22 protein-coding genes and 1 pseudogene are annotated in these 25,130 nt (G+C 49.0%); 8 read left to right on the top strand and 15 right to left on the bottom strand.

Annotated elements, in window-relative coordinates:
- Positions 1 to 914: 914 nt before the first annotated feature.
- Together TAN611_RS07175 and TAN611_RS07170 are read right to left on the bottom strand one after the other, a co-directional pair.
- The gene (locus tag TAN611_RS07175) at positions 915 to 1,610 is read right to left on the bottom strand and encodes an IS6 family transposase (RefSeq protein WP_105230943.1); all 696 of its coding nucleotides are present in this window, start codon (positions 1,608 to 1,610) and stop codon (positions 915 to 917) included.
- 281 nt (positions 1,611 to 1,891) lie between these two features.
- Positions 1,892 to 2,137: a hypothetical protein gene (locus TAN611_RS07170; RefSeq protein WP_105230941.1), complete on the bottom strand. Its 246-nt coding sequence runs from the start codon at positions 2,135 to 2,137 to the stop codon at positions 1,892 to 1,894.
- Between the two features lie 230 nt (positions 2,138 to 2,367).
- On the opposite strand from TAN611_RS07170, the gene TAN611_RS07165 reads away from it, so the two are divergent.
- Positions 2,368 to 2,700: an RES domain-containing protein gene (locus TAN611_RS07165; protein ID WP_105230940.1), complete on the top strand. Its 333-nt coding sequence runs from the start codon at positions 2,368 to 2,370 to the stop codon at positions 2,698 to 2,700.
- 41 nt (positions 2,701 to 2,741) lie between these two features.
- On the opposite strand, the gene TAN611_RS07160 is transcribed toward TAN611_RS07165, so the two are convergent.
- From TAN611_RS07160 to TAN611_RS07145, 4 genes are all read right to left on the bottom strand, one after another.
- A complete protein-coding gene (locus tag TAN611_RS07160; protein WP_105230939.1) occupies positions 2,742 to 3,416 on the bottom strand; it encodes a hypothetical protein in 675 nt (224 codons plus the stop codon).
- Positions 3,417 to 4,079: 663 nt separating this feature from the next.
- Complete coding sequence (locus TAN611_RS07155; protein ID WP_004958564.1) at positions 4,080 to 4,517, bottom strand: hypothetical protein; 438 nt, start codon at positions 4,515 to 4,517, stop codon at positions 4,080 to 4,082.
- A 54-nt stretch (positions 4,518 to 4,571) separates the two neighbouring features.
- A complete protein-coding gene (locus TAN611_RS07150) occupies positions 4,572 to 5,960 on the bottom strand; it encodes a HAMP domain-containing sensor histidine kinase (RefSeq protein WP_020439779.1) in 1,389 nt (462 codons plus the stop codon).
- Complete coding sequence (locus tag TAN611_RS07145; protein WP_105230938.1) at positions 5,960 to 6,637, bottom strand: response regulator transcription factor; 678 nt, start codon at positions 6,635 to 6,637, stop codon at positions 5,960 to 5,962. Before TAN611_RS07145 ends, TAN611_RS07150 begins: the two co-directional genes overlap by 1 nt.
- 206 nt (positions 6,638 to 6,843) lie before the next feature.
- On the opposite strand from TAN611_RS07145, the gene TAN611_RS07140 reads away from it, so the two are divergent.
- Both TAN611_RS07140 and TAN611_RS23475 read left to right on the top strand, forming a co-directional pair.
- Complete coding sequence (locus tag TAN611_RS07140; RefSeq protein ID WP_020439781.1) at positions 6,844 to 7,680, top strand: MipA/OmpV family protein; 837 nt, start codon at positions 6,844 to 6,846, stop codon at positions 7,678 to 7,680.
- A 131-nt stretch (positions 7,681 to 7,811) separates the two neighbouring features.
- Positions 7,812 to 7,952 (top strand): annotated as a pseudogene (locus TAN611_RS23475) (nitronate monooxygenase); the annotation flags it as partial.
- A 197-nt stretch (positions 7,953 to 8,149) separates the two neighbouring features.
- Here TAN611_RS23475 and TAN611_RS07135 read toward each other — a convergent pair.
- Both TAN611_RS07135 and TAN611_RS07130 read right to left on the bottom strand, forming a co-directional pair.
- Positions 8,150 to 8,773, bottom strand: a complete 624-nt coding sequence (locus tag TAN611_RS07135) for a hypothetical protein (protein WP_020439782.1) — start codon at positions 8,771 to 8,773, stop codon at positions 8,150 to 8,152.
- Between the two features lie 220 nt (positions 8,774 to 8,993).
- Positions 8,994 to 10,196 (bottom strand): MFS transporter, encoded by a 1,203-nt coding sequence (locus TAN611_RS07130; protein WP_041417645.1) that lies wholly within the window; start codon positions 10,194 to 10,196, stop codon positions 8,994 to 8,996.
- Positions 10,197 to 10,258: 62 nt separating this feature from the next.
- On the opposite strand from TAN611_RS07130, the gene TAN611_RS07125 reads away from it, so the two are divergent.
- Positions 10,259 to 11,281, top strand: a complete 1,023-nt coding sequence (locus TAN611_RS07125; protein WP_004958612.1) for an AraC family transcriptional regulator — start codon at positions 10,259 to 10,261, stop codon at positions 11,279 to 11,281.
- Positions 11,282 to 12,026: 745 nt separating this feature from the next.
- Here TAN611_RS07125 and TAN611_RS07120 read toward each other — a convergent pair.
- On the bottom strand, positions 12,027 to 13,064 hold the full coding sequence (locus TAN611_RS07120; RefSeq protein WP_203067450.1) for a hypothetical protein: 1,038 nt from the start codon (positions 13,062 to 13,064) through the stop codon (positions 12,027 to 12,029).
- Positions 13,065 to 13,523: 459 nt separating this feature from the next.
- On the opposite strand from TAN611_RS07120, the gene TAN611_RS07115 reads away from it, so the two are divergent.
- Positions 13,524 to 14,894 (top strand): FRG domain-containing protein, encoded by a 1,371-nt coding sequence (locus tag TAN611_RS07115; RefSeq protein WP_203067449.1) that lies wholly within the window; start codon positions 13,524 to 13,526, stop codon positions 14,892 to 14,894.
- Positions 14,895 to 14,977: 83 nt separating this feature from the next.
- On the opposite strand, the gene TAN611_RS07110 is transcribed toward TAN611_RS07115, so the two are convergent.
- Together TAN611_RS07110 and TAN611_RS07105 are read right to left on the bottom strand one after the other, a co-directional pair.
- A complete protein-coding gene (locus TAN611_RS07110) occupies positions 14,978 to 15,958 on the bottom strand; it encodes a hypothetical protein (protein ID WP_203067448.1) in 981 nt (326 codons plus the stop codon).
- 399 nt (positions 15,959 to 16,357) lie between these two features.
- A complete protein-coding gene (locus TAN611_RS07105) occupies positions 16,358 to 17,248 on the bottom strand; it encodes an oxidoreductase (protein ID WP_160027724.1) in 891 nt (296 codons plus the stop codon).
- A gap of 331 nt (positions 17,249 to 17,579) precedes the next feature.
- Here TAN611_RS07105 and TAN611_RS07100 point away from each other — a divergent pair, with 331 nt between their 5' ends.
- Positions 17,580 to 17,990 (top strand): tautomerase family protein, encoded by a 411-nt coding sequence (locus tag TAN611_RS07100; protein ID WP_111737490.1) that lies wholly within the window; start codon positions 17,580 to 17,582, stop codon positions 17,988 to 17,990.
- 145 nt (positions 17,991 to 18,135) lie between these two features.
- On the opposite strand, the gene TAN611_RS07095 is transcribed toward TAN611_RS07100, so the two are convergent.
- The 4 genes from TAN611_RS07095 to TAN611_RS07080 form a co-directional block, all read right to left on the bottom strand.
- Positions 18,136 to 19,452, bottom strand: coding sequence for a cytochrome c (locus tag TAN611_RS07095; RefSeq protein ID WP_203067447.1), 1,317 nt, complete (start codon positions 19,450 to 19,452; stop codon positions 18,136 to 18,138).
- Between the two features lie 10 nt (positions 19,453 to 19,462).
- Positions 19,463 to 21,235 (bottom strand): GMC family oxidoreductase, encoded by a 1,773-nt coding sequence (locus TAN611_RS07090; RefSeq protein ID WP_105230320.1) that lies wholly within the window; start codon positions 21,233 to 21,235, stop codon positions 19,463 to 19,465.
- 16 nt (positions 21,236 to 21,251) lie between these two features.
- Complete coding sequence (locus tag TAN611_RS07085) at positions 21,252 to 21,989, bottom strand: gluconate 2-dehydrogenase subunit 3 family protein (RefSeq protein WP_105230319.1); 738 nt, start codon at positions 21,987 to 21,989, stop codon at positions 21,252 to 21,254.
- Positions 21,990 to 22,169: 180 nt separating this feature from the next.
- Positions 22,170 to 23,201 (bottom strand): LacI family DNA-binding transcriptional regulator, encoded by a 1,032-nt coding sequence (locus tag TAN611_RS07080; RefSeq protein WP_105230318.1) that lies wholly within the window; start codon positions 23,199 to 23,201, stop codon positions 22,170 to 22,172.
- A 672-nt stretch (positions 23,202 to 23,873) separates the two neighbouring features.
- Between TAN611_RS07080 and TAN611_RS07075 the strand changes: the two genes are divergently transcribed.
- Both TAN611_RS07075 and TAN611_RS07070 read left to right on the top strand, forming a co-directional pair.
- Positions 23,874 to 24,671, top strand: a complete 798-nt coding sequence (locus tag TAN611_RS07075) for a carboxymuconolactone decarboxylase family protein (protein WP_203067446.1) — start codon at positions 23,874 to 23,876, stop codon at positions 24,669 to 24,671.
- A 25-nt stretch (positions 24,672 to 24,696) separates the two neighbouring features.
- Positions 24,697 to 25,128: a cyclophilin-like fold protein gene (locus TAN611_RS07070; protein ID WP_197951559.1), complete on the top strand. Its 432-nt coding sequence runs from the start codon at positions 24,697 to 24,699 to the stop codon at positions 25,126 to 25,128.
- Positions 25,129 to 25,130 lie beyond the last annotated feature (2 nt).

The following is a 25,130-nucleotide window of genomic DNA, read 5'->3' as shown; positions in this document are numbered from 1 at the left end:
TCTGGCTGGGCATGATACTGGCCAGTGGGGGCTTGGCCTGTTCCATCTCGGCATTCACATGTTACATGAACCATAAGGGAATGCATTGTTGAGCCTATTATCGAAGAACATCCTGGCACGCGCGGCCGTGCCCCCACAGGGCAACGGCACACCGGCATCATTGACCTCAACCTTGCCATGGTGTTGGGATGTGACACTCGTTTCCCCTTGCGCATATACCCGCAAGGGATGGGAAATGCTGCTCTCTGAGCCCGCCATGGCAGGCACCCTGTCCGGCGTCACTGTTGCCGGCTCAGTCGAGGCCCTGCCCCCCCACGCGTCACGCGCCGGGTGCTCCTTGCCCCGCTCTCTCGCTCGCAGTCTGATTGTGCACTTGCCGCCCTTTCCCCCGGCTGCCCTGTTGTTATTGCTTCAACTGGGGGGAGGGAAGGCGTGCCTAGCGCATTATCACCAACTGATTGTGTGCAGTCCATTTTCCAGCGACGTGACTCGCACCGCCCTGATGGGAACGGGGATACCGGGGATTGTCCGTATCACACCGGGACGGCAGCCGTTGACCGCCCTGTACCGTGCGGCCGTGATGCCCTCGCCCGAGACCTTTTTTTCGCGCTCATGGCAAGCGGAACGACTCCCCCTGTTACCCGACGGCCGGCTGACGCCAACAGAGCTGCGGGTTCTGCAACAATCACTGCGCGAAGTGTCCGTTCATTGGCAGGCAAAGCTGAACTACGTCAGCACAAAGACCATTTACACCCACAGGCGCAAAGCGCTCGCGAAGTTTGGGTGTCGGGGAGTGACGGATTTGCTGAACATGTTTTCAGGGTAACCGTGGCGGCAGCGAGCATTTGATGCCGCCCGGGAGGGTTCTGTCGCATTAACGGCAGCGGGTTGTCAAAAAGTGCATTGCCTGTTTTTCAGGCACCCAACAGGTAAAACTGATCTGCCGGAGATAATCCCTCCCCGTCCGGATGCTGATATTGCCCTTTGCGTATCATGTGGACCAGCTCGATGCCAGCCAGGAGCGCCTGTGCCCGACGAAACGATTTGAATCCCAGCATCAGTTTTATCCGGCGTTTGATGTTACGGTGATCCTGCTCTACAACGTTATTCAGGTATTTACCCTGCCTGATGGCGATGGTTTCTTCATCCGGTTTACCGGCATTGAGTATGGCCAGTGCCGCGGTGTTGGCGCCACTTTTATCGATGGTGACGACTTCCGGTGTACCGTGATGGCAAATGGCCTTGCGGAAGAAGCGCAGGGCTGCTGTGGCATCCCGCTTCGCCGTCAGCAGAAAGTCGATTGACCTGCCTTCGGTATCGACCGCACGGTACAGATATTTCCACTGCCCCCTGACTTTTATGTAGGTTTCATCCATTCGCCATCGACATCCCACCGAACTTTTATGCCGGCGGAAGGTCTTATCCAGCAGCGGCACCAGACGAATTACCCAGCGGTGAAGCGTGGAATGGTCAATGGTGATACCGTGCTCAGCCATCATCTCCTCCAGATTACGCAGGCTCAGGGAGTAAGCCAGATACCAGCGGACGCACTGAGCAATAATATCGGTGGGATAATGAAGGCGTTTAAAGGATTTTTGGATCAGGGACATGGTCAGGCAACATTGCAAAAAAAACAGTATGTTACCTGACCGCGCCTTAATGCGACAGAACCAAAATTGCGACAACCTATTGGTCTCTGCGGCCTTGAAGCCTGATTGTCGCTGATGCTCGGGAGAATTCAGCAATACATTCAGTTCTGCTTCACTGAAGACTTTGATGGTGGCATTGGCCGTCTTAATACGCGGTATGTCGCCGGCGCAATCGAGCGGGCAGAGATAGGTGATCTGGACGTACTCCTTCATCAACGCAGCATGACAGAGCGTTGTCGCCTTCATCCTGTCGGTAGCCGCAAGTGGGTCACCGGCAGGAAAAAACAGGGCACACCCAGTTTTTTTAATCCCCGGATCAGATGCCATTCCATAAAGAGCGTGACGTGGGCATAGGAACATCTATTAACCGTTTGCCTAAATTCCCGGAACGCATGGGAGTCCGAGATCTCTTTATCTGTCATGCCCGCCGGTAGCTGCCACAAGTGGTCGAAGGCATCAATAAATTCATCCGGTACTGCCTCAGTCATTGCTGTTATCTCCCTTCATCGTGGTGTTCTGGATTATAGCTAGCAAAACTCTATAAATATCAAGGGTTTTCCCTGCCGGCAGTGCCAGGTTGCGCTATCATTATGCCGCCGCCGGGGTATCCGATCAATCCAAATGGCCGATGTACCTGGCCGACTCGCCCCATACGGCGTGTAGTGAATTTTTCTAGGATGAAGAGTTCATCGATCGTTCGGACTTTGAGACCAACTGCATGGCTGAAATCACCACAGAACGGCCATTGAAGGTGTTTGATCTGACCCGGTTAGGGCCTCATCTGAGGCAGCCTGTCGGCGATTTGATGGCGCCCAAGGCGACCTATCCGTTGACGCAGGAACTGGCAACGGAGATGGCACAGCATGCAGATGGCGTTGAGTATTTGTCCAGACACACCGGTAAGCCGTGCCTGGCTCTTTGGTCAGACAAGGTAGACGGGGATGGCATCCTGCCGACAGCATCAGTGACACCGCTGAGTCAGTATGAGCACCGGGGGAGAACCGCAAGGCAGATCCTGAGAGCTGATTGCAATATCCGGATCGCCGGATAAATAAGGAAAAGCAGTGCCAGGGGTGACTGGCACCGCTTTTGTTACACCGCGTTCTGCGTGCCGAAGTTTGCGGCCAGAATACGCAGGTGCGCCATTTCTTCATCGGTGGCGCCACGGCGCAAAATATCGAGCGCGCTGATTTTCTCACCGCTGCCTGGCATTTCAACCTGACGGGTAAAGAAGTTGCATTTACGCAGGTTGCTCACGTTATGGGTGATGCATGCCAATAATTCCGGAACGCCTTTAAGCATGCCGTTTTCACTGTTCTTTTCATCAACCGAGAACTGAAATACCGGATAGAGCTTTTCAACACCCCAGTCTAGAACAATCAGCTTGTTCTGCTTGCTATATTTGTGGACGGTCGGCACCGACACACCCAGTATATTTTTCACGGCCGTTGATTTATGAACGCCGCCGTATTTCTCCAGACTTTTTAAGAATGCCAGCCGGGCTTCGGCATAATATTCCTGCTCCTCTTTTTCCTCGCTGACGTTATTAATCAGCGACTGAGTGAGGGCCATGATTTTAACTTCCGACCAGAACTCATCGTCGGACAGGGTTAATAAGGACAGTAATTTGTTTTCATCCACGGCATCGAGTGCAGCAACAAATTTTTTGCCGACGTTATCTATGCGCGATTGGATCAACGCTTTTTCAACGTGCTCAGGGTTGAGCCGGGGAGCACGGGCCGGTTTGGTCATGTTCAGTGTAGTCATGATAGCCTCGTCTCTGTGTGTTTAAGATTTCATAACATCCATTTTAATGAAAATCTGAAACGCGCGCAACTTTTATACATCCGTCTGGATGTGACACAACGCCCTTCCGTTTTCTGCTATTTCCGGCAACGCCCCCGCCCTGCCCATCAGGCACAAGATGAAGTGGTTTTTGGCAGTAATAGGTACTGCATGTTGTGTTTTAGACCCGAACCCCCTGCCCCGCGGTGCGGGGCGGTGTCGATTATTTGCTTCCGAGTTTGGGGATAATTCCAGAAGTCGGAAGAAAAACGGATGGGCTGACCGATCACCGGCACGAATTATTTCCCTTTTGGATTTCTCATATTGGGCCTCTTCTATCTTTTGTATCTGATTCGGCTTAACGCGAGGAAAGCCGATCCCCCACAAACTTATCCCCAGTTTCTGTGGATAACGCATATATGGTATATTGGGTGCGGTTTTTAAGGGGGCCGCTTGGAAAACGGAAAATATCCTACGTTAAGCCTGTTTTTTAAGCAGGAATGACAGGCAGCAATGAGCGAGGAGCGGACGTTCGCAGTTGTTCTCATTACTGATGAAGGCATTACTTAAATCGCGGTGTGTAAATCAACGGGGGATTAAGTCATATGGCCTGAGATGCTTCACGGTATTGACGAGAGTGTCGTTCTAGCAAGCTCTATCGCCGTCAGCCCAGCGCTTGATATCACTTATATTTGGCGACCTGATTCCCACACTCAAGATGTTCTTGGTTGTGTATAGGCTGACCTGGGCTTTGTCCCCATCATTTCTTTCTATTTCAATTAGCGTGTTGTTAATCAACAGTCCCTGCGCAAGGAGCTTTTGATTGATCTCACCTTCATTGCGCTCACCGTCAAACTCGCTTAATACGATGACCGGATTTCCTGAATATGCCTCATATTCCAGGCACTGCCTTGCCATGTGCCTTAAGGTTCGATAGGTGTCGGAGGGCTTCGTCTTGCTCGTGAAGCTGCCGTCATAAGATGATTGACCGCTTTTTAATTCGCTGATGGTTATGGCGCACCCGCTGATTGAGATAGAAAATAATAGTGTAGACAGCGTCAAATATTTCAATTTCAACTCCATTGTTCTTACAGAGAGAGGCCCTCCGCTGCGCTGGTATCAAAATCATGTTTTCTTTCAGGCGGACTTGTAGTTTGGAAAGTCAACAGTAACCATGAGCCCACCTTCTGCAGACGTACTTAGGCATACGCTGCTGTTGTGTTGCTGCGCAACCGCTTTGACTATTGCAAGTCCCAATCCACTCCCGCTTTGTATCTGATTGGGATCGCGAAAAAACCTATCGAACACGCGCTCCCTCAATTCAAATAGAATGCCGGGCCCTGCATCTGAAACACGTAGCTGAGTAGATTTATCAATAGATCGTACATCTACCTCAACCCGTCCGCCCTCAGGGCTGTACTTCACGGCATTTTCAATTAAATTATCAATCAGCGACATCAGGCGTTCCCTGACGCCTGTGATCCAGACTTCATCATCAGAGTAGAATTCGAGCTCAACCCTGCGCTCAGCCGCTAGCGGTGCCAGTGCAGCCATTCGCTCTTGTATGAGCGTTGTCAGCGGCACAGGCTCCATAACAGTGTCAATGCGCACTTCGCTGTGCATCATCAGCAGCAACTGATTGACAAGACGCGCTGCACGGCTATTGCTGCGAATAATCCCTGCAAGCAACTCCTGTTGATTATTGCTGCTTACATAGGACTGCAAAGCCTCCACATTGATTCGCATCGCAGCCAGTGGGGTACGCAGTTCGTGAGCGGCATCTGCAATGAAAACCCGTTCCCTATCAGAACTCTCTTGCACCCTGGCAAGAAATAGATTAGTAGCGTCCACCATTTGGCGAAGCTCCATGTGCTTTGGCACTTCTTTTAAGGGAGAGAGATCTTCTGAAGTTCGTAAGGAAATTTCATTTATCACCTTGTTCCAGGGTCGCATTGCAATACGGATTGACAGCCACGCGGGAAACAAAAGAAAAGGAATGCACACCAGCAGCGGCAATATGTAGTATCCACGCGAGTTCAGGTATATAAAAAAGTTCCAGCCTCCGGCAGGCGTGACAAGTGTTACCTCCGCATCGGACCTCCCGGACTTGAGAGTACGGCTAGTCCAGGTGCGACCTTCACTCTGAATGCTCTGAATTTTCCCATACAGGGTGTTTGTCACCCCTGCCGGAGCGCCATCAGATGAATAAATTATCTCTTTATTCTTCCGAACGATTAGGCTGATTGACAGTTTCGGATCTTCACCTCCGCCATAACCTTCCCGCAACGCTGTGCTGAACTTTTCCAGCACAGCGTTGCGATCCTGCGGGCGATCATCCATACGATCAACCAATGTAAGAATGGTTTCGTAGGTATTGCTGCCCGTTAGCATCGGGGGGCTACGCAAGTTCTCCCACAAAATGTAGGTCAGAAAAAGACACCAAAGCAGTGTAAGCAGTAACATCTGGGCGATCATAATTCGCCGTACGAGCGTTGGAGTTCTCAGGTGGCGCCAAAAATTTCGCATCAACCGGCCCCTTTCTGAATCGGTACGGTATCAATGACATACCCTATGCCCCTCACCGTTCGTACATAACCGTCGCCGATTTTGCGACGTAAATTACCCATATGCACATCGAGTGCATTGCTCATATTTTCTTTTGCGCCGAATATCCTTTCCTCCAGAAACCTTCGTGTAAGCACGCGATCAGTGCGCATCATTAAAGTTTCAAGCAGCGCATATTCACTTGCCGTCAACTCAACATTCCGCGCGCTCACTGTCACGCGACGAGTCGGCACGTGGAGAGATAACCCACGAATTTCTATCACCTCATTCTTAAAACCGTAACTGCGTCGCGCAAGTGCTCTTACCCTGGCCAACAACTCGGCGAGAACAAAAGGTTTGACGAGATAGTCGTCAGCACCGGCATCCAGCCCGCACAGGCGATCCTGCAGAGTGCCTCGCGCGGTCAGAATGATGACGGGGATCCCCTTGAGCTGCTGGCGCAAGTACGCCATCAGGCTCATGCCATCGCCGTCGGGCAGTCCGAGGTCGAGCAACACAAGTTCCGGCACGCAGGCATCGAGTTGATGCAGCGCATCCACTTTGCGGCGAACCCATATTACATCTAATCCTTGATCTGCAAGGGCAATACGTACGCCGTTGCCGAGATCCAGGTCGTCTTCGATGAGGAGAATTTTCACAATAGTTACGTTATCAACAGTGAATGAAGAACGTCTGAAGAAAAAAACGGTATCAGGAAATTTATCAGGTTTGTGTCACCGGTACGTGCTTAAGTATTTCTTCATTTTTAGCTCATGAGAACTTTAGGGTGCGTATTCAAACTGAGCGTTCTGGCGTTTAAAACCCGCTTGCATCGTAATCGTTTGAATCCATAAGGACTTCTTTAATGAGCAACTTCGAACTGCGTCATAAGTTCCCCTATTCACTCTCAGGACGCACCCTGAAAAAAATGCTGCCGGGCGCGCTGCTGGCGTTACTGGCCACCCCAACACTTGCGGCAGAACCACAACAGGGTAACGCCTTAACGTTGGGAGGAGGCGTGGATGTTACGCCACTTTATTCTGGTTCGGATGAAAACCGCGTCACGACAGCCCTGTTACTTGATTACTCGATGCATAATGGGTTCTTCGTGAGTACCACGCGGGGTATCGGTTACGGCAACAGCACCGGCAAGCTGGATTACAGTACTGCGCTGAGCTATCGCGCAGGCCGTAAGGATCATGACGTGGACAGCGACTCACTGAGCGATGGCAGTGACGACTTGCGGGGTATGGGCGATGTCAAAGGCTCGGCTATCGGGGCATTGGGTCTGGGGTATAAGGTCACCGACTGGCTTCATTTGCAATTGCAGGCTGAGGTGCCGTTTTCTCAACGGGACAATGGCGCGGCCGTGCATTTCGGTATTATCAGCCCGCTTTATAACTCATCGGAAAATACCGTGACGATGGCGCTGACCAGCAGTTGGGGAACAGGCAACTATATGCAAACTTACTACGGGGTAAGTTCATCACAGTCAGCCGCATCGGGGTTTAGTCAATATGATGCCGGTTCCGGGATTTATGCCTATTCAATGAATATGGACTGGACGCACAAGTTCAACCAAGACTGGAGTGTAGTGGCCGCTACAGGCTTTACGCAGTTGGCTGGTGATGCACGTAACAGCCCGATTGTGCAACGAAAAGCATCGCCCAATGGAAGCTTGAAAGTGACATATAGCTTCTGAACGTTGTTCGATTGCACTGTCAATAAATACACACTCGATCTGCCCCGATACAGATGATGGGGTGGTACTCACAAAGGACGTAAGGATAAGGCGTTGATCCCACCCCTACTGGATGCAAGCGAGATTCTTATCAAAGAGGAATCGGGGTAAACCTTATCCTAACTCAGGGAAATGATATCCGGACGCCGCCTATCCTGCAGGTAATCAAGGAAGAAGGCGTCAGGGCTGTAGTTTATATCGGTTACGGCGAAGGTGCCGTCATTCCGGGCCTCAGGGGATGCTGTTTAAACCGATGAGGTTCTGCCTCGATGTTCTTAGTTATGAACTATAAGGTGGCTTTCAATCGCGGGCGGGCAGAGCTGAGGGGGCTAAAGCGGTTAACCATTACTTCCTGCTGCCTTTCTGTCGGTTATTTCTACAACACGAAGCTTCATTTCACTCAAAGAAAGCTCACACATTGTTGTTTCCCCTAATTACAGTAACTGGCAAAAATAACGTGCTTATTTCTCATGGAGAAAACCCATTGAGAAGCTGAAATGGCATAGTTAATGTTTTTTATGCCAAATTTTTCCAAGTCTTCCGGAGGGTATGAAAACCATTTCTCCGGAAATCTTTCTTCATAGTCATCTTTTAATTGCGGACAAAATGACACCCTGATGTTCACACCAATTCTTCTATAGAATGCAATGTCATCATTTTTTAATTTTTTAAGTTCCTGAAGCATAAAAAAATCATCTTTAGAAATATTTCCTGATACTGTAACTTCTCTCTCAGGTCCGTTGACACCACCATGCCACAGAAGATATGAATTATTACCTAGATATTTATTCTTCCCGGCCGGGAAAATATAGTTAGCACAGGCAGAAGCGCAAACACTGCGTACATCAACACCGAGGCCATTTTTGTAGATGTAGTCACCTATTTCCATAGCATTTTTAGCATCACCACCAATGCTATTTATAGATATTTTTTTGATGTCATGATTTATGGTTAGATTCAAAACAGCAACGTAAGAAGTGTCTGTAATTTTTCCATTATAATAAAGGACATCCCCCCTGCTATATATTTCAGGAGGATCTAAAAGAACCTTCACGTCCGGGAGATCGATCTCCTCATATGCTCCACATGGTGCCGGGGTTAATCAATGTCTGCTTCTGGCACACAGCAGACAAACACTTGACGCTGAAGATCTGCTGACAACGACTAGCGGATAACAAATAGAGCGGAAAAGGAGGAGGAAATCTCGCTGTTTTTTTCAGGCCAGCCACCTGGTTCAGCTGGCCTTCATTGAAACTTTCTTACAGGGGAAGTGGTCAGGTCAGAGCGACCCTCACCTTTAGTCCAATAACGAGCGTGGCAAAAAACATTATGCAACCAGCGGTGATGAAAACACCTGTTACGCCGCTGATACCAAAGAGTAATCCTCCCAACGCAGCACCCGCCGCAATTGAGGACTGAACTGCTGCGACTACCATGCCGCCAGCGGTTTCAGCCTGATCGGGAACGGAACGCGCTACCCAATTTGACCACGCAACGGGTACGCCACCAAATGCCATCCCCCACAACGCGACGAACAACACCAATCCTTTTTCCTCTAGTGGCAGCAAAATCATGCTTAATGCCGCGAAACCGACAAGCGCTGGCATGAGTATCAGTGTGAGACGCAGGCTTCTCTCCATCAGCCACCCGGTTAGCAGCGTACCGATAAAATTAGCGATGCCAAATCCAAGCAGTATCAAAGACAAACGATCCACATCAAGTTGGGCAATATTTTCGAGAGCCGGACGAATATAGGTAAACAGCGCATACTGACCGGTATGGGCAATCACACACCCCGTCATACCCATCGCAATGCCTGGGCGACGGAGTAAATCCATGACAGAGGCTGTTATCATCATTCTACGCGGAGCCATTCCAGGAAGGGTAAACAGCTGAAAAATCAGTGTCAGCACGCCTACTGCGGTTGCAGCGATAAAAGCACTACGCCAGCCATAAAGCCCACCCAAATAGCTCCCCAGCGGGATCGAAACCACGGTACCGACAGCAATACCGCTAAAAATAATGGAGAGAGCGCGCGGGACGCTTTTAGCAGGGACCAGCCGCATAGCGACGGCAGCAGCCATACTCCAGAAGCCTCCCAGCGCGATGCCCAGCAAAATGCGCATGACTAACAGAACAGCCAGACTGGATGAAAGTGCGACCAGCAGGTTGGAGGCAATCATCAGCACGGTAAAACCAAGCAAAACATTTCGGCGATCATAATTACGCGTCAGGCGGGGAACCATCAGACCAGCAAACAGGGCCACCACAGCCGTTACCGTCACAGCCTGACCAGCTAGAGCTTCGGTCACACCGAGATCGGCAGCCATGGGGGTCAACAGGCTGGCAGGAAGATATTCTGCAGTCAGCAAGCCAAACACACCCATAGTCAGTGAAATAACGGCCATCCATGCGGATTCTTTGGGTTCCGAACTATTCAAACTCGCGGATACAGCTTCAGTTGCTTCATTTCTCATAACACACTCTACCTGGAGAAAAATTATAACGCCTAGTCTAGAGTTGAGTCGCTGGACGATCTATGATGCTACATCCTGATTTTTTACCCGAAACTCCGATTATGCATGTGAACAGACATTTTGCCCTTACATCCGAGCTCATCAGTGAATTGCTGCTGGAAATGCGCCTGCGTGGCGTGCAGTATCGCCGTTTACAGACTGGCTCTGAGTTTGGCGTGGGTTTTAGCAACAGACCGGGACATGCCTATTTTCATTACATCGCTGTAGGTACTGCTCTGCTTCGCACACACGATGGTACATTGCACGAACTGAAAGCTGGCAGCATGGTATTCATGCCGCAGGGTGAGGATCACCAGCTTGTATCGGATGTCAGCTGTTCATTTCAACATATCGACACGTTAGGCTCTGCTCCTTTAGGCGAGGCCGTCAGCGGAATCAATACTTGCCCGAGTTCGCATCCGACACCCAGCACGGTTCTGTTTTATGGCTGTATGGAGTTCGATCTCGGTGGAATGCAGGGTCTTGGTAAACTGATGCCGCAAGCCATAGTGGTTGAGGCAAATGAACAGATCTATCCGGGGCTGGTTCCCATTCTGGGCGCGATGAAATTTGAAATCTGTTCCGGACGCGCTGGCTTCGCGGGCATTCTGGCCCGCCTCGCAGAAGTGGCGGCTGCCATGATTGTGCGTGGATGGATCGAAAACGGCAGCGAGAACGCAGCTGGCCTGATCGCTGCGTTACGTGATCCACGACTCGCCCGTGCAATTCTGGCCATTCATCGCGATACGGGTCGGGAGTGGTCTGTTGCTGAACTTGCTGCACAGTCACATGTGTCACGTTCTGTTTTTGCTGAACGCTTCAAATCAATCATCGGCATACCTCCCCTGCGCTATGCAAGGGAGGTGCGAATGCGCATCGCAGGTCACTGGATTATTCACGATAAGATCTCAATTGACACCGTTGCTCTTCGCCTCGGCTATGCCTCACAGGCAGCGTTTAGCAGAGCTTTTAAGCGCATCAATGGATATCCGCCGGGCGCTATGCGTCAGCGACCAGCAAGAGGCGTTAATACAGTAAATGAGTGAATGTTCCTTTAGCATTTGCTGGATTCACTGTAGGAGGCCGCTCTCAACATTAAAAACTGAGCGGAAACGGCTTTTCACCACTCAAGGTATCGCAATTTCTTTTATGTCCGCTATTGGCACGGAGCGGACAGAAAGCAAAGCCATAAGGTCCGCTGTGAGCGAGGAGCGGACGTTGCTGTAGCCCTCCTCACCAAACTTTTAGGTTGCTTGTACAGTTTTTGATTTGGTTGACTTCAGAAAATTTCTCGCAAGAAACAAATATAAGTGATCTAGAGGAACATCTATTGATTAACTGTAATTATAAATCTTAGAGTGACAAGTCATTCCAGAGACATCTAAACTAAGGAAAGAAAGATGTAATCTTCCTAATCATTAAGGGGGCTCTTTAATAAAGGTGTAAACCGCGAGGTTCATAGCAAGCCTATAGCTTTTGGTTCTAAGCCTAACGATGATACCCAGCAAGAGAAAATCATATCGGCACAGATTATTGGAAGAGCAGTGATTGTTACAACCAGATTATCAAAGCGATACCACTACCTATAGATGAATAAATGCTATTTACATACTATCATGATGCAGACATCCGCAGTACTGATATGTCCGAGGTAAGGGTGCTCGGAAATCAAGATAATTTCTTCTTATGTTAATAATTATGTTTATGGATAATATTTAGATTGCCAACCATTTATGACTGGCAATCTAATGTTAATTAGGAATAATCCGTTATTCATCAAGTCGTTTTTAATTACTTGCGGTTATTTTTAAAGAAAGCTGGTATCGTTTTTATTATATTCCTAGTCAATTCTGACTCTGATTTTGCTCTTTCAAGTTCAACAGTAGTTTGCCCTTTATCGAGAATAAAGTTACGCTCTGTTTTGGATAATGACTCAATTGAAGTTCTTAAGCCATCTGGGTTATTAGTAATAAATGAAAACTCCACTGCAGCAAGTTTCGACTCGACATTAGTCAGTTCATTTTGGAAGTATTTTATTTCAGCCAAGCCATTTTTATAAAGCCTCAGGAAGAAATATGCAAACACCTCTACGAAAACGACTAACATTACTCTTGGGATAATCGGGAGAATTATGTTTTTTATGAATTTATAATTTGATTCATTTCCTTCTGAAGCAAGTTGCTTGAGCAATTCAGAAGAATCAACAATCGAAACCGTCGTCCATAGCAAATATAGTCCGCCAGCGGTAATACTCATCCCAATTAATAGATTAATATTGGAGCGAAGACGCAAATCTGCTATTTCTCTCCTGAGTCTACGGGTAATGTCATATGACCGTTCAGTTAGTCTTTCAAATCCCAGGCTATCTTTAATGCTGTTCCGTAAATTTTCCGCTTCAGTTGCGAAAATCGTTTTGATGGCATCTTGACTTGTTTGCTCTACGGCACCATCTATTATTAATCTTTTTTCCTCTTCAGTAAGGGTGTTTTTTGACTCATATGATTCAACTTTTTCCCTTAACTCTTTCAGTTGCTCTGTAGTTAACTTTCTTTGGGACTCTAATTCTTTTAACAATAACTCCAGAGGATGATTTTCATATTTTTCTTCACCTCCTCCAGATTGCAAATAAATAAGTGATAATGAAAAGGCTGAAGCAAGAAGCAAGGCAATAGATAGAGATGTTCTTGACAACCCTATATTAAGAGTCTCGATTAAAAAATCAGAAAATGGGTTAAAAATAAATGACAACAATGAAAATAACCCAAAGAAAAGCCCCATCAAAAGCAACGTTTTTTTCTTTGTTAATGTTCTAAGTACTATTTCCATCATAAAAAATCTTCCGAAAGGTTGAGTAATGTAATTGTATTTAGTTTTGGGTTGAAAGTGTAAACATTAAATTCTTAATATGAATATTTAAAATTTCATCTTATAGCAATCATACTGTTGTTTCTTCTGAGTAATCTGCATTAGGGTTTAATAGCCCTACGAACCACCTCTACGAAAGGTAATATTATATCGTAGTATAATATTATATGCCATGATGTTTTTTTATTATTGCTATCATTGTGTAAAATTGAAGAATGCTCTGGTTTGAATTGATAAAATCAACGTCCGCTCCTGGCACGCAGCGGACACTGCTGCCTGAACTGAAGGTTCGCTGTGAGCGAGAAACGGACATTGCTAACAGCGTTCTATGTGAACCAGCGAGGCACAGGTCACGAAATGTTTAAAAATCCACCAGATCTGGCATAATGAAAATACAATGTAATTCATGCAAGGATGACATACATGTTGAATCTTATCGTGGTTGGTAATCCCGATTATCACAGTTTTTTCTCTGACAATAACGGTGAAGCGTCTTTTCCTGTTTCCCGGCTTTTTGAATCCACCCCTGACTCACTCAGAAATAAACTGCTCCCCCTGACCAGCAAAACCTATCAGTTTCTTCAGGAACTGCCGGTCATCTTTATGACAGAGCCGGAGCTTGAAGTTGATGAGGAAGACAATACAGGCGGTTATTACAGCAATATCCGCATTGGAAGAATAAGTAACATCAGAGCAACAACTATAAACCGGGAAAAAGTTCTGGCTTTTAACTATGAGTTAACCGATATCATCGGCAAAGAGTTCTTAACCAGTGAAAAAGAATACATCAGGAAGCTGGAGCTGGGCAGCTTCGGGCTGAACAGAAATTTCTGGGCAGTCAAGGATATAGACGTTAAAGAGTTTTTCGATATATTAGGTATCAGTGTATTAGCCCCTAAAGCTTCCGCTGCGGTTAAAACCGAAGCACCTGACAATAATGAAGACCTTGAGGTAATTTCGGATATCAATCAATATCTGGAAATCATACTGAATCATCCTCAGGATAATAATGAAGAGGTGTTTTACCGGGGTCACTCCGACATCAGCTATCAGTTAGAACCTTCGCTATTCCGTAAAAATACGCAAGGTAACTATCGCTACCGACATCACGAATCGGATATGATTACCGAGCTGCTGACAGTTCAACCCGCTGAGTTTAGAGATGACCGCTATATGCTGGATAAGCTTGTACGCATGCAACATTATGGCTTACCCACGCGCCTGCTTGACGTCTCAACTAACCCGCTTATCGCACTCTATTTCGCGTGTTCCAAAATCAAACGAGATGAAGATGGAAATGAAATTGATGGCAACGTCATTATATTAACGGCACCCAAAAGTGAAATTAAGTTTTTCGACTCCGATACCGTAAGTTGTATAGCCAATCTTTCCCGGCTTCCATCACGTATCAAAAGCAACCTGAATACCAGCTTGGCGACTCAGGAATTTAATGCCACCGAAGAGTGCGGGCATTTGCTTCATCTGATCCGTGATGAGAAGTCCTATTTCAAAAACATTATCGATCCGGCACATCTGAGTAAAATCGTTCTGGTTAAAGGGAGGCTCAGCAACGCCCGCATTTCGTCTCAGTCTGGAGCGTTCCTCTTATTTGGCGAAAACGTGGACCTGCCAGAAACGGGGCTAAGTACGCTGAACGTCAGAAAACTGGTGATTAGAAACAAGGAACGCCTGATGCAGCAGCTCAGCCGCTTCGGCATCAACGAAAGTACGGTTTATCCGGGTATAGAGAAAGCTGCAACGGAAATCGCCAAACTCTACGATGGTCGGAGCTGATAACAAATAGGCATACGGTGCTACTGTATGCCTTCCCAGTGCTACCTGTCGCGTATTTCTTTCGGGAAAAGACGTACTCCCGTTTAGAACGGAATATCATTGTTCTTAACGGCATCATCAGAGAGGAGTGCACCTCCGGGCAGAGGTATATTACTTACAATATACAAATTAAGAATATCTTCCCGGTCCATAAACATTATCTGGCTTCTTTTGCTGGCATCAAGTTTCCCGCCCAGCCAGTTCCTCGCCTGTTTAGTAATTTCTCCGCCGGCAACAATAAAGGCATGATCTACCAGCACCTTTCTGTTTGTTTCCGGGTCAAATATTTCATGTCCAAGCATCATCAGTACCTGGTTGTGGATTTCTGCCACGTTTGAATTCGTAGCTTTGCTGACGCCGGACGCATCAAGCTTGCCTTTTTTTGCCTGAATACCGAAATAAAGAATATGCTGAGTTGGCAGTGTGAATTTCATCCAGATGTCTTTCCCGTATTCCAGCGCTTTATCTTTATGTCCCGCTGCTGTTATCCGGTGAAAACCGAGTTGCCGGAATAAAGGGAGGAGTACCTCTTCTATCAGCTCATCTTCAGAGCAAGTATCGAGAAACACGGTCAGTAATGTTCTTCGTTTTATTTCGTGAGGCGTTAATGGCCGGTGAGGGTTATTACTTACTGAAACTGTTTTGGTGCCAATATGGCGTATATACAAAAGGTTATCGTCACCATAGAATGCCTCATAGCCTTCTCGCATCAATGGCTTGTTCAGTTCTTCAAGCGCTTTTGATCTTCCGGGATCGTCATCCATGGCATCTTCTTTTAACATTAAATTCCTGAGTACATGAACAAACCTTTCCGGTAAAGTATGGGCCTTTGACTTTGGCTCATTAAGAAGTTCTTCAAGCCTCTGGGCCGTCCATGCCCACCGCGTTGAGCCGTCATGAATAACCTCCATGTCGCAGTCCTGGAAAAATTCAGTGATGCGACTGCTTGAGCGATACAGGAATGCCGTATTATCTCCGATGAGACATTCCGCGAGAGCCCTAAGATTTCTGTCCTTAAATTTCATGTGTAATAATTCCCCCTGTTCAGTATATAGAATTAATTGCACCGTTTGTTCGGGTAACTGTTAACGCTTCACTACTCATTACCACTAATTCATTAAAGAAACGCCCGAGGCAGTTATTGGGCGGGTATCACTGGCGGAACCTTCATATAGCAAGTGTATCCGTCATCATAATGGTGTTAAAACGTCTCGGCTACGGGATTAACGCACTCGCGTGAAGCAGACTTGATCCGGCGCGCTTTTTTCATTTCCTGAGGGCAGAAAAATCAAGTGACCCTTTCCCCGTTGAACAACACTGATGGTTGTTAACTACTTCCGCTTTTGGCACAAAGCCCCTTCCCCCAAGCGGAACCATATCCGCTCTGCCACATTCAACGGGTCGCCGTCTAATCCCCCGACGCTTCAGCCCGGCCCCTCGCTTCCTGCTGCCAGCAACGGCACCAGCACGTCGCTGATCGGCGTGGGGATCCCCTGCTCGCGGCCATAACGCTGTATCACGCCGTTGCGGATATCCCACTCCAGCGGGCGGTTGGCCTGTCGGTCAGCCAGTATTGAGGTGCCCAAATCCGCAGGGGCGCGATGAAAACGCTCCACGATCTCCTGCGGAACGTTATCGCTCAGTGATGCGCCGTGCGCACGCGCAACGGCCAGACACTCGCGCAGATAGGCCAGCGCCAGTTCGGTGATATCCTCCCGGGCGAACATCCCGGCACGGCGATTAGCCAGCACCATCAGGCCCGCGACCGCGTTCTGCAACAGCTTGCGCCATGCGACGGAGACAAAATCGGCGGACAGTTCAACCGCACAGCCTGTGCCGCCGAGCACATCCGCAAATCGTTGCGCCTGCGGCACATCGGGCAGCGTAAGACGCGGTTTTTCACGCAGCCATACGGAGGCATCCGGCTCGCGCTGCGCCGGGAACCACACGACCGAAGGCAGCACCCGGGCGCCGTTGACGTAGGGCGTCAACTGGCTGGCCTGCTCGACGCCGTTTTGCAACGCGCAGACGACGGTATGTTCGTCGCACAGCGCGGCCAGCCAGCCTGCACAGTCAGCAACCTGGGTGGTTTTCACCGCGACAAACACCAGATCGAACGGATGGCGGATCGCCGCCGGATCGCTCAATACCGGCCCGGGCACCACGACTTCCCCCTCATCGTGACGCAAAATTAACTGCGGATGCGCGCTACGCCCGCAAAGGACCGGCGTTCGGCCAGCCTTATGCAGTAACGCGGCGATGGTGGTGCCGATAGCACCCGGCCCGAGAAGGGCAAGCGTGGGATGGTCAGACATATGGCGTTCTCCTGATTTGATTAACCTATCATCAGCGTGCCGGCGACAATGAGAGCGTATATCAGCAGCCAGCAACGAAACTTGATGATATGAGACCTCACGGGCAGAGGAAGTAATAGGCGACCAGGGAAGGAATGTTGCCCTCGGTAAAACCATTCGTTCGATGCCGACGTCTGTACCGTAACACCATTGGACAGCCAGACGATACGCGGACCTTAACGCATGGCGCTCACGAACTCGATTACTCCATTTCAATAGTGTATAAGATAATGAATAACCTATTGTTCCTGTAATAGTTTATCCGATATAAACACCTGATTAAGGACATGTTATGCCTGGAATTACCCTGACGCTGTCTGGCTCAAAGAATCAAACATTAACCAAAGAATGTGTACTTTTAGCGACTCGGATCACATGCGATGTTTTAAACAAAAACAGCTTCGAAACCATGGTCATTGTGAGACATGTCGATGATGAGGACTGGTTCATTGATGGCAAAAGTCTGGCTGAGTGGGGTAAAAATTCGTTCAGGCTTGAAGTGACCGTAGTGGATGAAACCTGCAGTAAAGACCAGAAAGCGGCATACCAAAAAGCAATTTACAACGCGATGGAGCAGGCAATCGGTAACTTACACCCCCAGTCGAACGTTCATATCATCGACTGTAAAGCGGCTTCATATGGGTACACGGGGATCACGCAAGAGTATCGATACCAGCATAAAGACGAATTTTACAAAAAATAACGCTATTTATCGTGGCCTCTCCCGCAGTAACACGCAATTGAGGGAAAACCTATCCGGGCTGAAAAGATTTAAGCCGGAGGTAATCTGACAGATACCAGCAGAACCGGTGACTGTCAGATTAGATCGACGTTGATACAGATAAATACTATTTTTTGCCGTGCATCGACTCACCCAGCCAAGGTTTAGCCTGCAGGTCTAAGCGGGCTTTCTCAATTTGCCGGGCAGAAACCGGTGCCGCCGCATTGCCCCAGCTGTTGCGAATATAGGTCATGACGTCAGCAATATTACTGTCTGAAAGCTTCTGCGAAAATGCAGGCATACCGGCAGCCGTCGGATTAGCATGCGTTAATGGCCCGTCAGTACCGTTGAGCACCACATTCACCAGGCTTGATGGATCAGGTGAATTGACCTGAGGATTACCAGACAGTGAGGGAATCATATTACGCACGCCAGAGCCGTTCGAGACATGGCACGCGCTGCATTGAGATTCATACACTTTTTTACCCGTCATCATGGCTGTATTGTCGCTGGATAACGGCGTTGGCGCCGGGGCCTCTGATGCGGGCAGCGCTTTTAAATATTGCGCAATGGCTTTCAAATCATCATCTGTCATGTACTGCGTTGAATTCTCAATCGCTTCGGTCATTGGGCCTGATGACGCCGTAATCTTGTTAGTGCCTGAACGCAGATAAGACACGATATCTTCTTCACTCCATTTCCCAAGGCCGGAATGAGGATTGGCGGTCAGATCCGGCGCATACCAACCTTGTAACGCTCCCCCCTGCAAGTAGGCTGAAGTATCTCCACCCAACAGGTTTTTGGCTGTGTGGCATGATGCACAATGCCCCGGACCATCAACAAGATAAGCACCGCGATTAAACTGCTCACTGGCTGTTGCCTTGGGCTCAAACACACGATCTTTAAAGAACAGCAAATTCCAGCCAGCCAGTGTCCAACGCTGGTTGAACGGGAAAGGTAACTGGTTTTCCACCACTTTATTTTTAACCGGCGGAATGGTTTTAATATACGCCCACAGGTCCGCTAAATCCTGGTCCGTCAGCTTGGCATAGGCATTGTATGGCATTGCGGCATACAAATACCCGTGTGAGCCAATACCGTGACGAACTGCACGGTCAAACTGTTCCTGAGTCCAGCCACCAATACCGGTTTCAGGATCAGAAGTGATGTTCGATGACAAAATTGCGCCAAACGGCGTATTAAGCCGATAACCACCAGCAAAAGGTTTCCCCCCTTCAGCCGTATGGCAGGCGGTACAATCCGACAGTCGCGAAACATACTCACCGCGTTTGATTTGTTCCTGCAGGGCAGGACCTGAAGAAATCTGTACCGTTTGAGGATAGCTTTTGTGCAGCCCGTACTGCACCCATGCGGTATAGCCAACCGCCCCCAGTACCGCCACTGACACGATCCCATAGGAGACACGTCGCATTTTCTTACCCATGATATTCTCCTTATCGCACCAGTGAACCCGGATTTTTCAGATAGTCATTAACGATGGCGTGAGCGGTCCATAGCGTGAGTGCACTGAGCGTAATCGTTGGGTTATACCCGCCGTTATTTGGGTAAGAAGACGCTCCCAGAACAAACAGGTTGTGCGCATCCCAATGCTGCTGGTAGCGGTTAAGTACGGACGTGGCCGGATCAAGCCCCATGACTGCACCACCAATGGTGTGCGAGCTGTCATAGGCACGGAAAGGAGAATTATGCTTATCGGGGAAGGCTTCCGTCTCCCACGATGTGGCGCCAGATACTTTGCAGATATCCTCTATGCGATCGCGAATGAAACGCGCCATCAGTCTATCGTTCTGGTTGTAGTCAAAGGTCAGACGCAGTAACGGCTGGCCATTCTCATCTTTATAGTTGGGATCAAGCGACAGATAGGAATCCCGGTGCGAGTAAGACGTGCCTTGCCCTTGAATTTTGGCATAGTTTTGGTAGCTCTTCTGGAACGTTTTTTTCCATGCGGAGCCCCACATTTTACTGCCTGGCGGCAGGCGATCCGTCATGCTCAAAGGTGTTCCCTGATCTGACAGCGCCTGAATCCCCGCCCCGCCAAGGAAACCTAAGCCGGAGTGATCAAAATTATCGCCGTTGAAGTCATCAATCTGCGTTGACAAGGCCCCGGTGGAAATGAACGGGTTCATATGTTCATTTTCATAATACAGGTAACCCATCGACATGGTCTGATAGTTGTAAGCGCGGCCTAGCGTCCCCTCCCCTGTTACAGGGTCGTAGGCTTTACCAATTTTGGACAATAACAACAAACGGACGTTGTCTAACTGATATGCCGACAGGCAGACAATATCGGCAGGCTGGAAACCGGTATTACCGTCAGAATCACGGAAAGTCACCCCGGTGACTGTTTTGCCATCTTCCGCTTTATCGATATAAAGCGCGGTACATTCAGTCAGCAGTGTGAAGTTAGTCCGGTCCATAAGCGCAGGAATAACACACACATTAGGTGAAGATTTAGACCAGTTACCACATCCGTAGAAGCCGCAGTAGCCGCAATACGTACATGGGGCGAGATTCACACCCAACGGGTTAGTGTAAGGTGCGCCAATGGTTCCGGCCGGGATAGGGAATGGATGGAACCCCATCTTTTCAGTGATCTGATGAAACTTGTCGTTCCAGTGAGAGCGGATCAGAGGGGGTGTGGGATATTCACTGCTGCGGCTGCCTTCAAATGGGTTACCGCCGCTCTGCGTGACCCCATTAATGACGCCGGCTTTACCCGAGATGCCCGCGATTTTTTCGACACGGTCATAGAATGGCTCCAGCTCGGCGTAGCTCACGCCCCAGTCCTGAACGATGAGACCATCGGCAAGTTTCATATTATGGTAGCGATCGCGCAGGCGAGTAGCCATTTCAAAGTCAGAAGGGTTAAAACGCCAGGCATTGGCGGCCCAGTGCTTACCCGCTCCCCCAACGCTATACCCCATCTGGAAGGCATTCCAGTCACGCGCCGGCAGTGCTTTCTGGCTGCTGTCATTACGGAAGGTTAATGTTTCAACGCGAGGTGGCTTCAATATTTCACGTCGTACTCCGTAGCGCAGTTCATCAGCTGCAATAGCAGGAGAGAAATTGGTTTGCGTCTGCTCCCACGGGCCGCGTTCAATTGCGACAACATTTAATCCTGCCCGGGTCAGCTCTTCAGCCATAAGCGAGCCGGCCCATCCGAGGCCAATAATGACCGCATCGGCCTTAGGTCTGGTGTAATTCATAATCTGCCTTGTCTATTTACGCTTTCAGGAGTTGAATGATGCTGATAGGTTCGATATTTAGCTTCTGTCCTTTTAAAGGCGCATAATCACGATAGTCGTAACGTGCCCCCGGGAACCCAATCATTCTCCACCCGACCATATTGCGATTGCCGCCATAAATAGGATCGGCTAGGAACCCTTCCTGAACATTGGCCAGGAACTGTCCGAATAATACTTCCGAATTGAATGTCGGGTATGTAAACTCACCGGACTCCATCTTCTCTAAATAAGCATCCTGCATATCATGAGAGAGTTCGGTGAAAGATTTATTAAATAAGCGCGTACAGTGTGTATCCAGTTCCTGAAGACCTTTACGGTAGATTTCCGCCGGAGAATAAGGGCTTTGGTTGCCCTGAGACTCGGTACCGTTTTCAAATGGGCCCTGATTATATTTCCATTTGGCTTTGCCATAATCTCCCGCAAGCTGATTGTCGATAAAGACAACACACCCTGCCTGAGATGCGCTTACGCTTAACTCATCCGCGGGGATTAGTCGGTCAAAGATAGCGGTAACCAATGCATACTCACGCGCATTAAAAAATAAACGCTGCGTAGGATCTGCGGGGGTCGGCAATGGGGTCTCTTTCGCACGCCAAATTTTACCGCCATTCAGAACATTTTTTCTTTCCGCGGCACCTGCGGGGGTAAATATGGAGGCGGCCGTTCCTGTTCCAGCCAGAATTAACCCTGCCTTAATAAAACTTCTACGCTTCATACCATGCTCCAGACGAGAAGAATCACTGACCACATAAATAAACTCCCTGATAAAAACTCAGAAGAGCATATCTGATAGACAGTAGTAATTATTTTTTAGAAGTGAACTTTATAAATGTTATTTTTGCAGCCGGCGCTCCTCGTTTATGCGCCATGTTTTACATGGCGCATCGTTGATTTATTATTTCTGCTTTTTAATATGTGAACGCCGTAAACGCAGCTCACCAAATTGCCATTCACCATCGGGATCTGACTGCTGATCGATCAGGCGATTAATTGCTTCGGCAACCTGAAGGTCTGCCCGCTGATTCCAACTGGTCAGCTCCCACGTGCTGGAATGGGCTTCATCGATATCATCAAACCCTACAACGCCAATCTGAAGGTCTGCATCAAAGTCTCTTATTGCCTGTATCGCGCCAAATGCAAGCACATCGTTCTCGCAAAACAATGCATCAAGGCGGTCATGCTCCGTTGATTCTTTGAGATAGTTCATCATGCAGCGATAGGCGAAGTCTCTATCGTAACGTCCAGCGACTAAAACAACGTCTACTTTTTTACCTTCTAACGCTAGTGATGCCTCGTAGCCTTCCAGTCTCAGCAAATGATTGGATGACGTATCGGGCCCCTTCATATAACCAAAGCGTTGATAGCCTTCTTTGAGCAAGACCTGTCCTAATGTCTGGCCCGCTTTAAAACCATCAATGTTGACAACTTCGACTTCCGCACTGTCCGTATTTCTAAAGACGTGAATTGCGCGAATATGGTGCAACGATTCAGCGACCACCAGCAATTCATCACTCACGATGGTGGCAAGATAGATCAGACCATCAACATGAAGCTGCCCTGCCATTTGCAATACAGACTGATAATTTTCTGGCGACTCTATGTTTAAGAGCAGAGTCATATAACCACGCTCGTTCAGGCGCTGCGTGACCTCTTTGAGCATCCGCAGCGTATGAGGATTGCTGAACTCATCAGCCACTACCCCAATGATCTTTGTGCGTCGCTGTTTCAAACTGCGTGCCAGTAAATTGGGCCGGAACCCTAGCTGCGAGGCAGCGGCAAGAACGGCCTCTCGCGATTCAGCTGAAATCGATGCGTTATCTTTAAAAGCGCGCAACACTGTCCATTTTGAAACGCCTGCCAACTTTGCAACGTCATCTGCTGTCGATTGCTGAAACTTTCTGTCTGGATTGCCTTTTTTTTCTTTCATGCTGATTCACATTGATTACGGACGCATCATACGGCACAGCATAAATTAATCAGGCTTACACGCCAAATCCCTGGCGGACGCTGAGAACTCTTTGTCAATCAACACCGCCCTTATTGGTGTTGATGTGAGGATTATATTTTTCGTTGCTACCGTTGGCAACGGTGCATTGCCAACGGTAGCAAGAGGTGCAAACACGCCGCCTGCCGCACCTCTCGTAAAAATATTTTTAAATCAATTAGTTAATTAATTACTCATGAATGTTAATACTTAGCGGTGCAATTGTTAACAATTGTAATCCAAGCGTTGATTAGGGGTTGTCCGGCGTTGGTAGCCCGTGACCCACTTTCTATTGATTAACGCAAGCAAGTGGTTGCAACGGGCACTTGCCGACCAGGCTGCCTTCGGGCCGGGATTCCGTATCTATGACTCCAGCCAGCCCCCGTTACCGACGGGCCTGCACCTGTTGATCGAGCGAGTTAAAGAGTTTCTCCCTCGCTCTTTAACGGCTTGCGGCCATTGATGAAAAAAATTCACAACTCCATTCGATAACGGCTACTGGTTCCGCCGCGGCCGCTGCCCTAACCTTACTGCCAATAACGTATTGGGCTGGCAGCCAATTGCCGGGATACCTGCGCCAGACGTCTATCAATTGAACGCCAAGGAGATGTTGCGATGAAAAAAGTGATAGCGGCTGCCGCGATATCGCTGGTTCTCGCAGATTTTGCGCATGCCGATGAAAAAAGAGGTGAAACCATGTTGAAGATTACCCCATCAAGCCTTTCCGTCGCCGATATACACGCCGTTTCCCCGGCCTTGGCCCACTTCGGCAATGAAGTTATGGCCGATGACCTCTGGCAGCGTACCGAGCTTTCGCCACGCGATCGCAGCATCGTCACCGTCGCCATGCTGATTGCCAGAAACCAGCCCGCCGAGCTCAGGCACTATGTCGGGGTCGCGCTCGACAGCGGCGTGACGGCGGCGGAAGTCTCGGAAATTATCACCCATCTTGCTTTCTATTCCGGCTGGCCGAATGCGATGTCGGCAATTGCGGTGACAAAAGAGATCTTCCAGGCGCGCGGGGTCAGCGCGGCGACGCTGCCCGAAGCCTCTCCAGCGCTTTTGCCGCTCAATCAGGAGGCTGAACAGCAGCGTTCAGCAACCGTGGAAAAAAATGTCGGCCCCGTCTCCCCCGGGCTGGTCAAATTTACCGCCGTTCCGCTCTTTCTGGACCTGTGGCAGCGCCCTGCACTCAAACCCCGGGACCGAAGCCTGGTGACGGTCAGTGCGTTAATCGCATCGGGCCAGAGCGCGCAAATTGGTTACCACCTTAACCGGGCAATGGACAATGGCCTGACGGCTGAAGAAGCCGGTGAAATCGTCACTCAGGCCGCCTTCTATGCCGGATGGCCGAATGCATTTTCTGCCGCGCCGGTTGTGGGTGACGTGCTGCGCGGCCGCGTATCGAACTAAGCAATCGGTAATTTAAGGAGAAGCGATGAGGACGGCTATACGTACCCTTTTTCTCCTGATGCTGGTTTTTGTAGCAAATGTGAACGCCGGGGAGAAGACGGTGAAGATTCAATTTAATTATCACGGCAAGACGGTGATTGGCTCGCTTGAGGATAACCCGGCGTCCCGGGAGTTTTTGGCGATGCTGCCGCTCACGGTCAAGATGGAAGACTATGGCGCAGTTGAAAAAGTCGCATGGCTGCCGGACAAGCTCAATAAGGCAAATACGCTGCCGGCAATCAAACCGGCTACCGGTGATATTGCGTACTACATCCCCTGGGGAAATTTAGCGATATTTCGCCAGGACTTTCGTCATTCACCAGGTTTGATAAAACTCGGGCGCATCGACGAAGGGCTGGCAGCATTACAGCAATCAGGCTCGGCAGAAGTCCGCATAACGCGGGTTGAAAACCAGTAGCG

The organism is Serratia sp. Tan611, from assembly GCF_905188235.1.
GTDB classification, from domain to species: domain Bacteria; phylum Pseudomonadota; class Gammaproteobacteria; order Enterobacterales; family Enterobacteriaceae; genus Serratia_B; species Serratia_B rhizosphaerae.
Note: the sequence above shows the minus strand (reverse complement) of the source record. Positions and strands in the feature narration are given on the sequence as shown.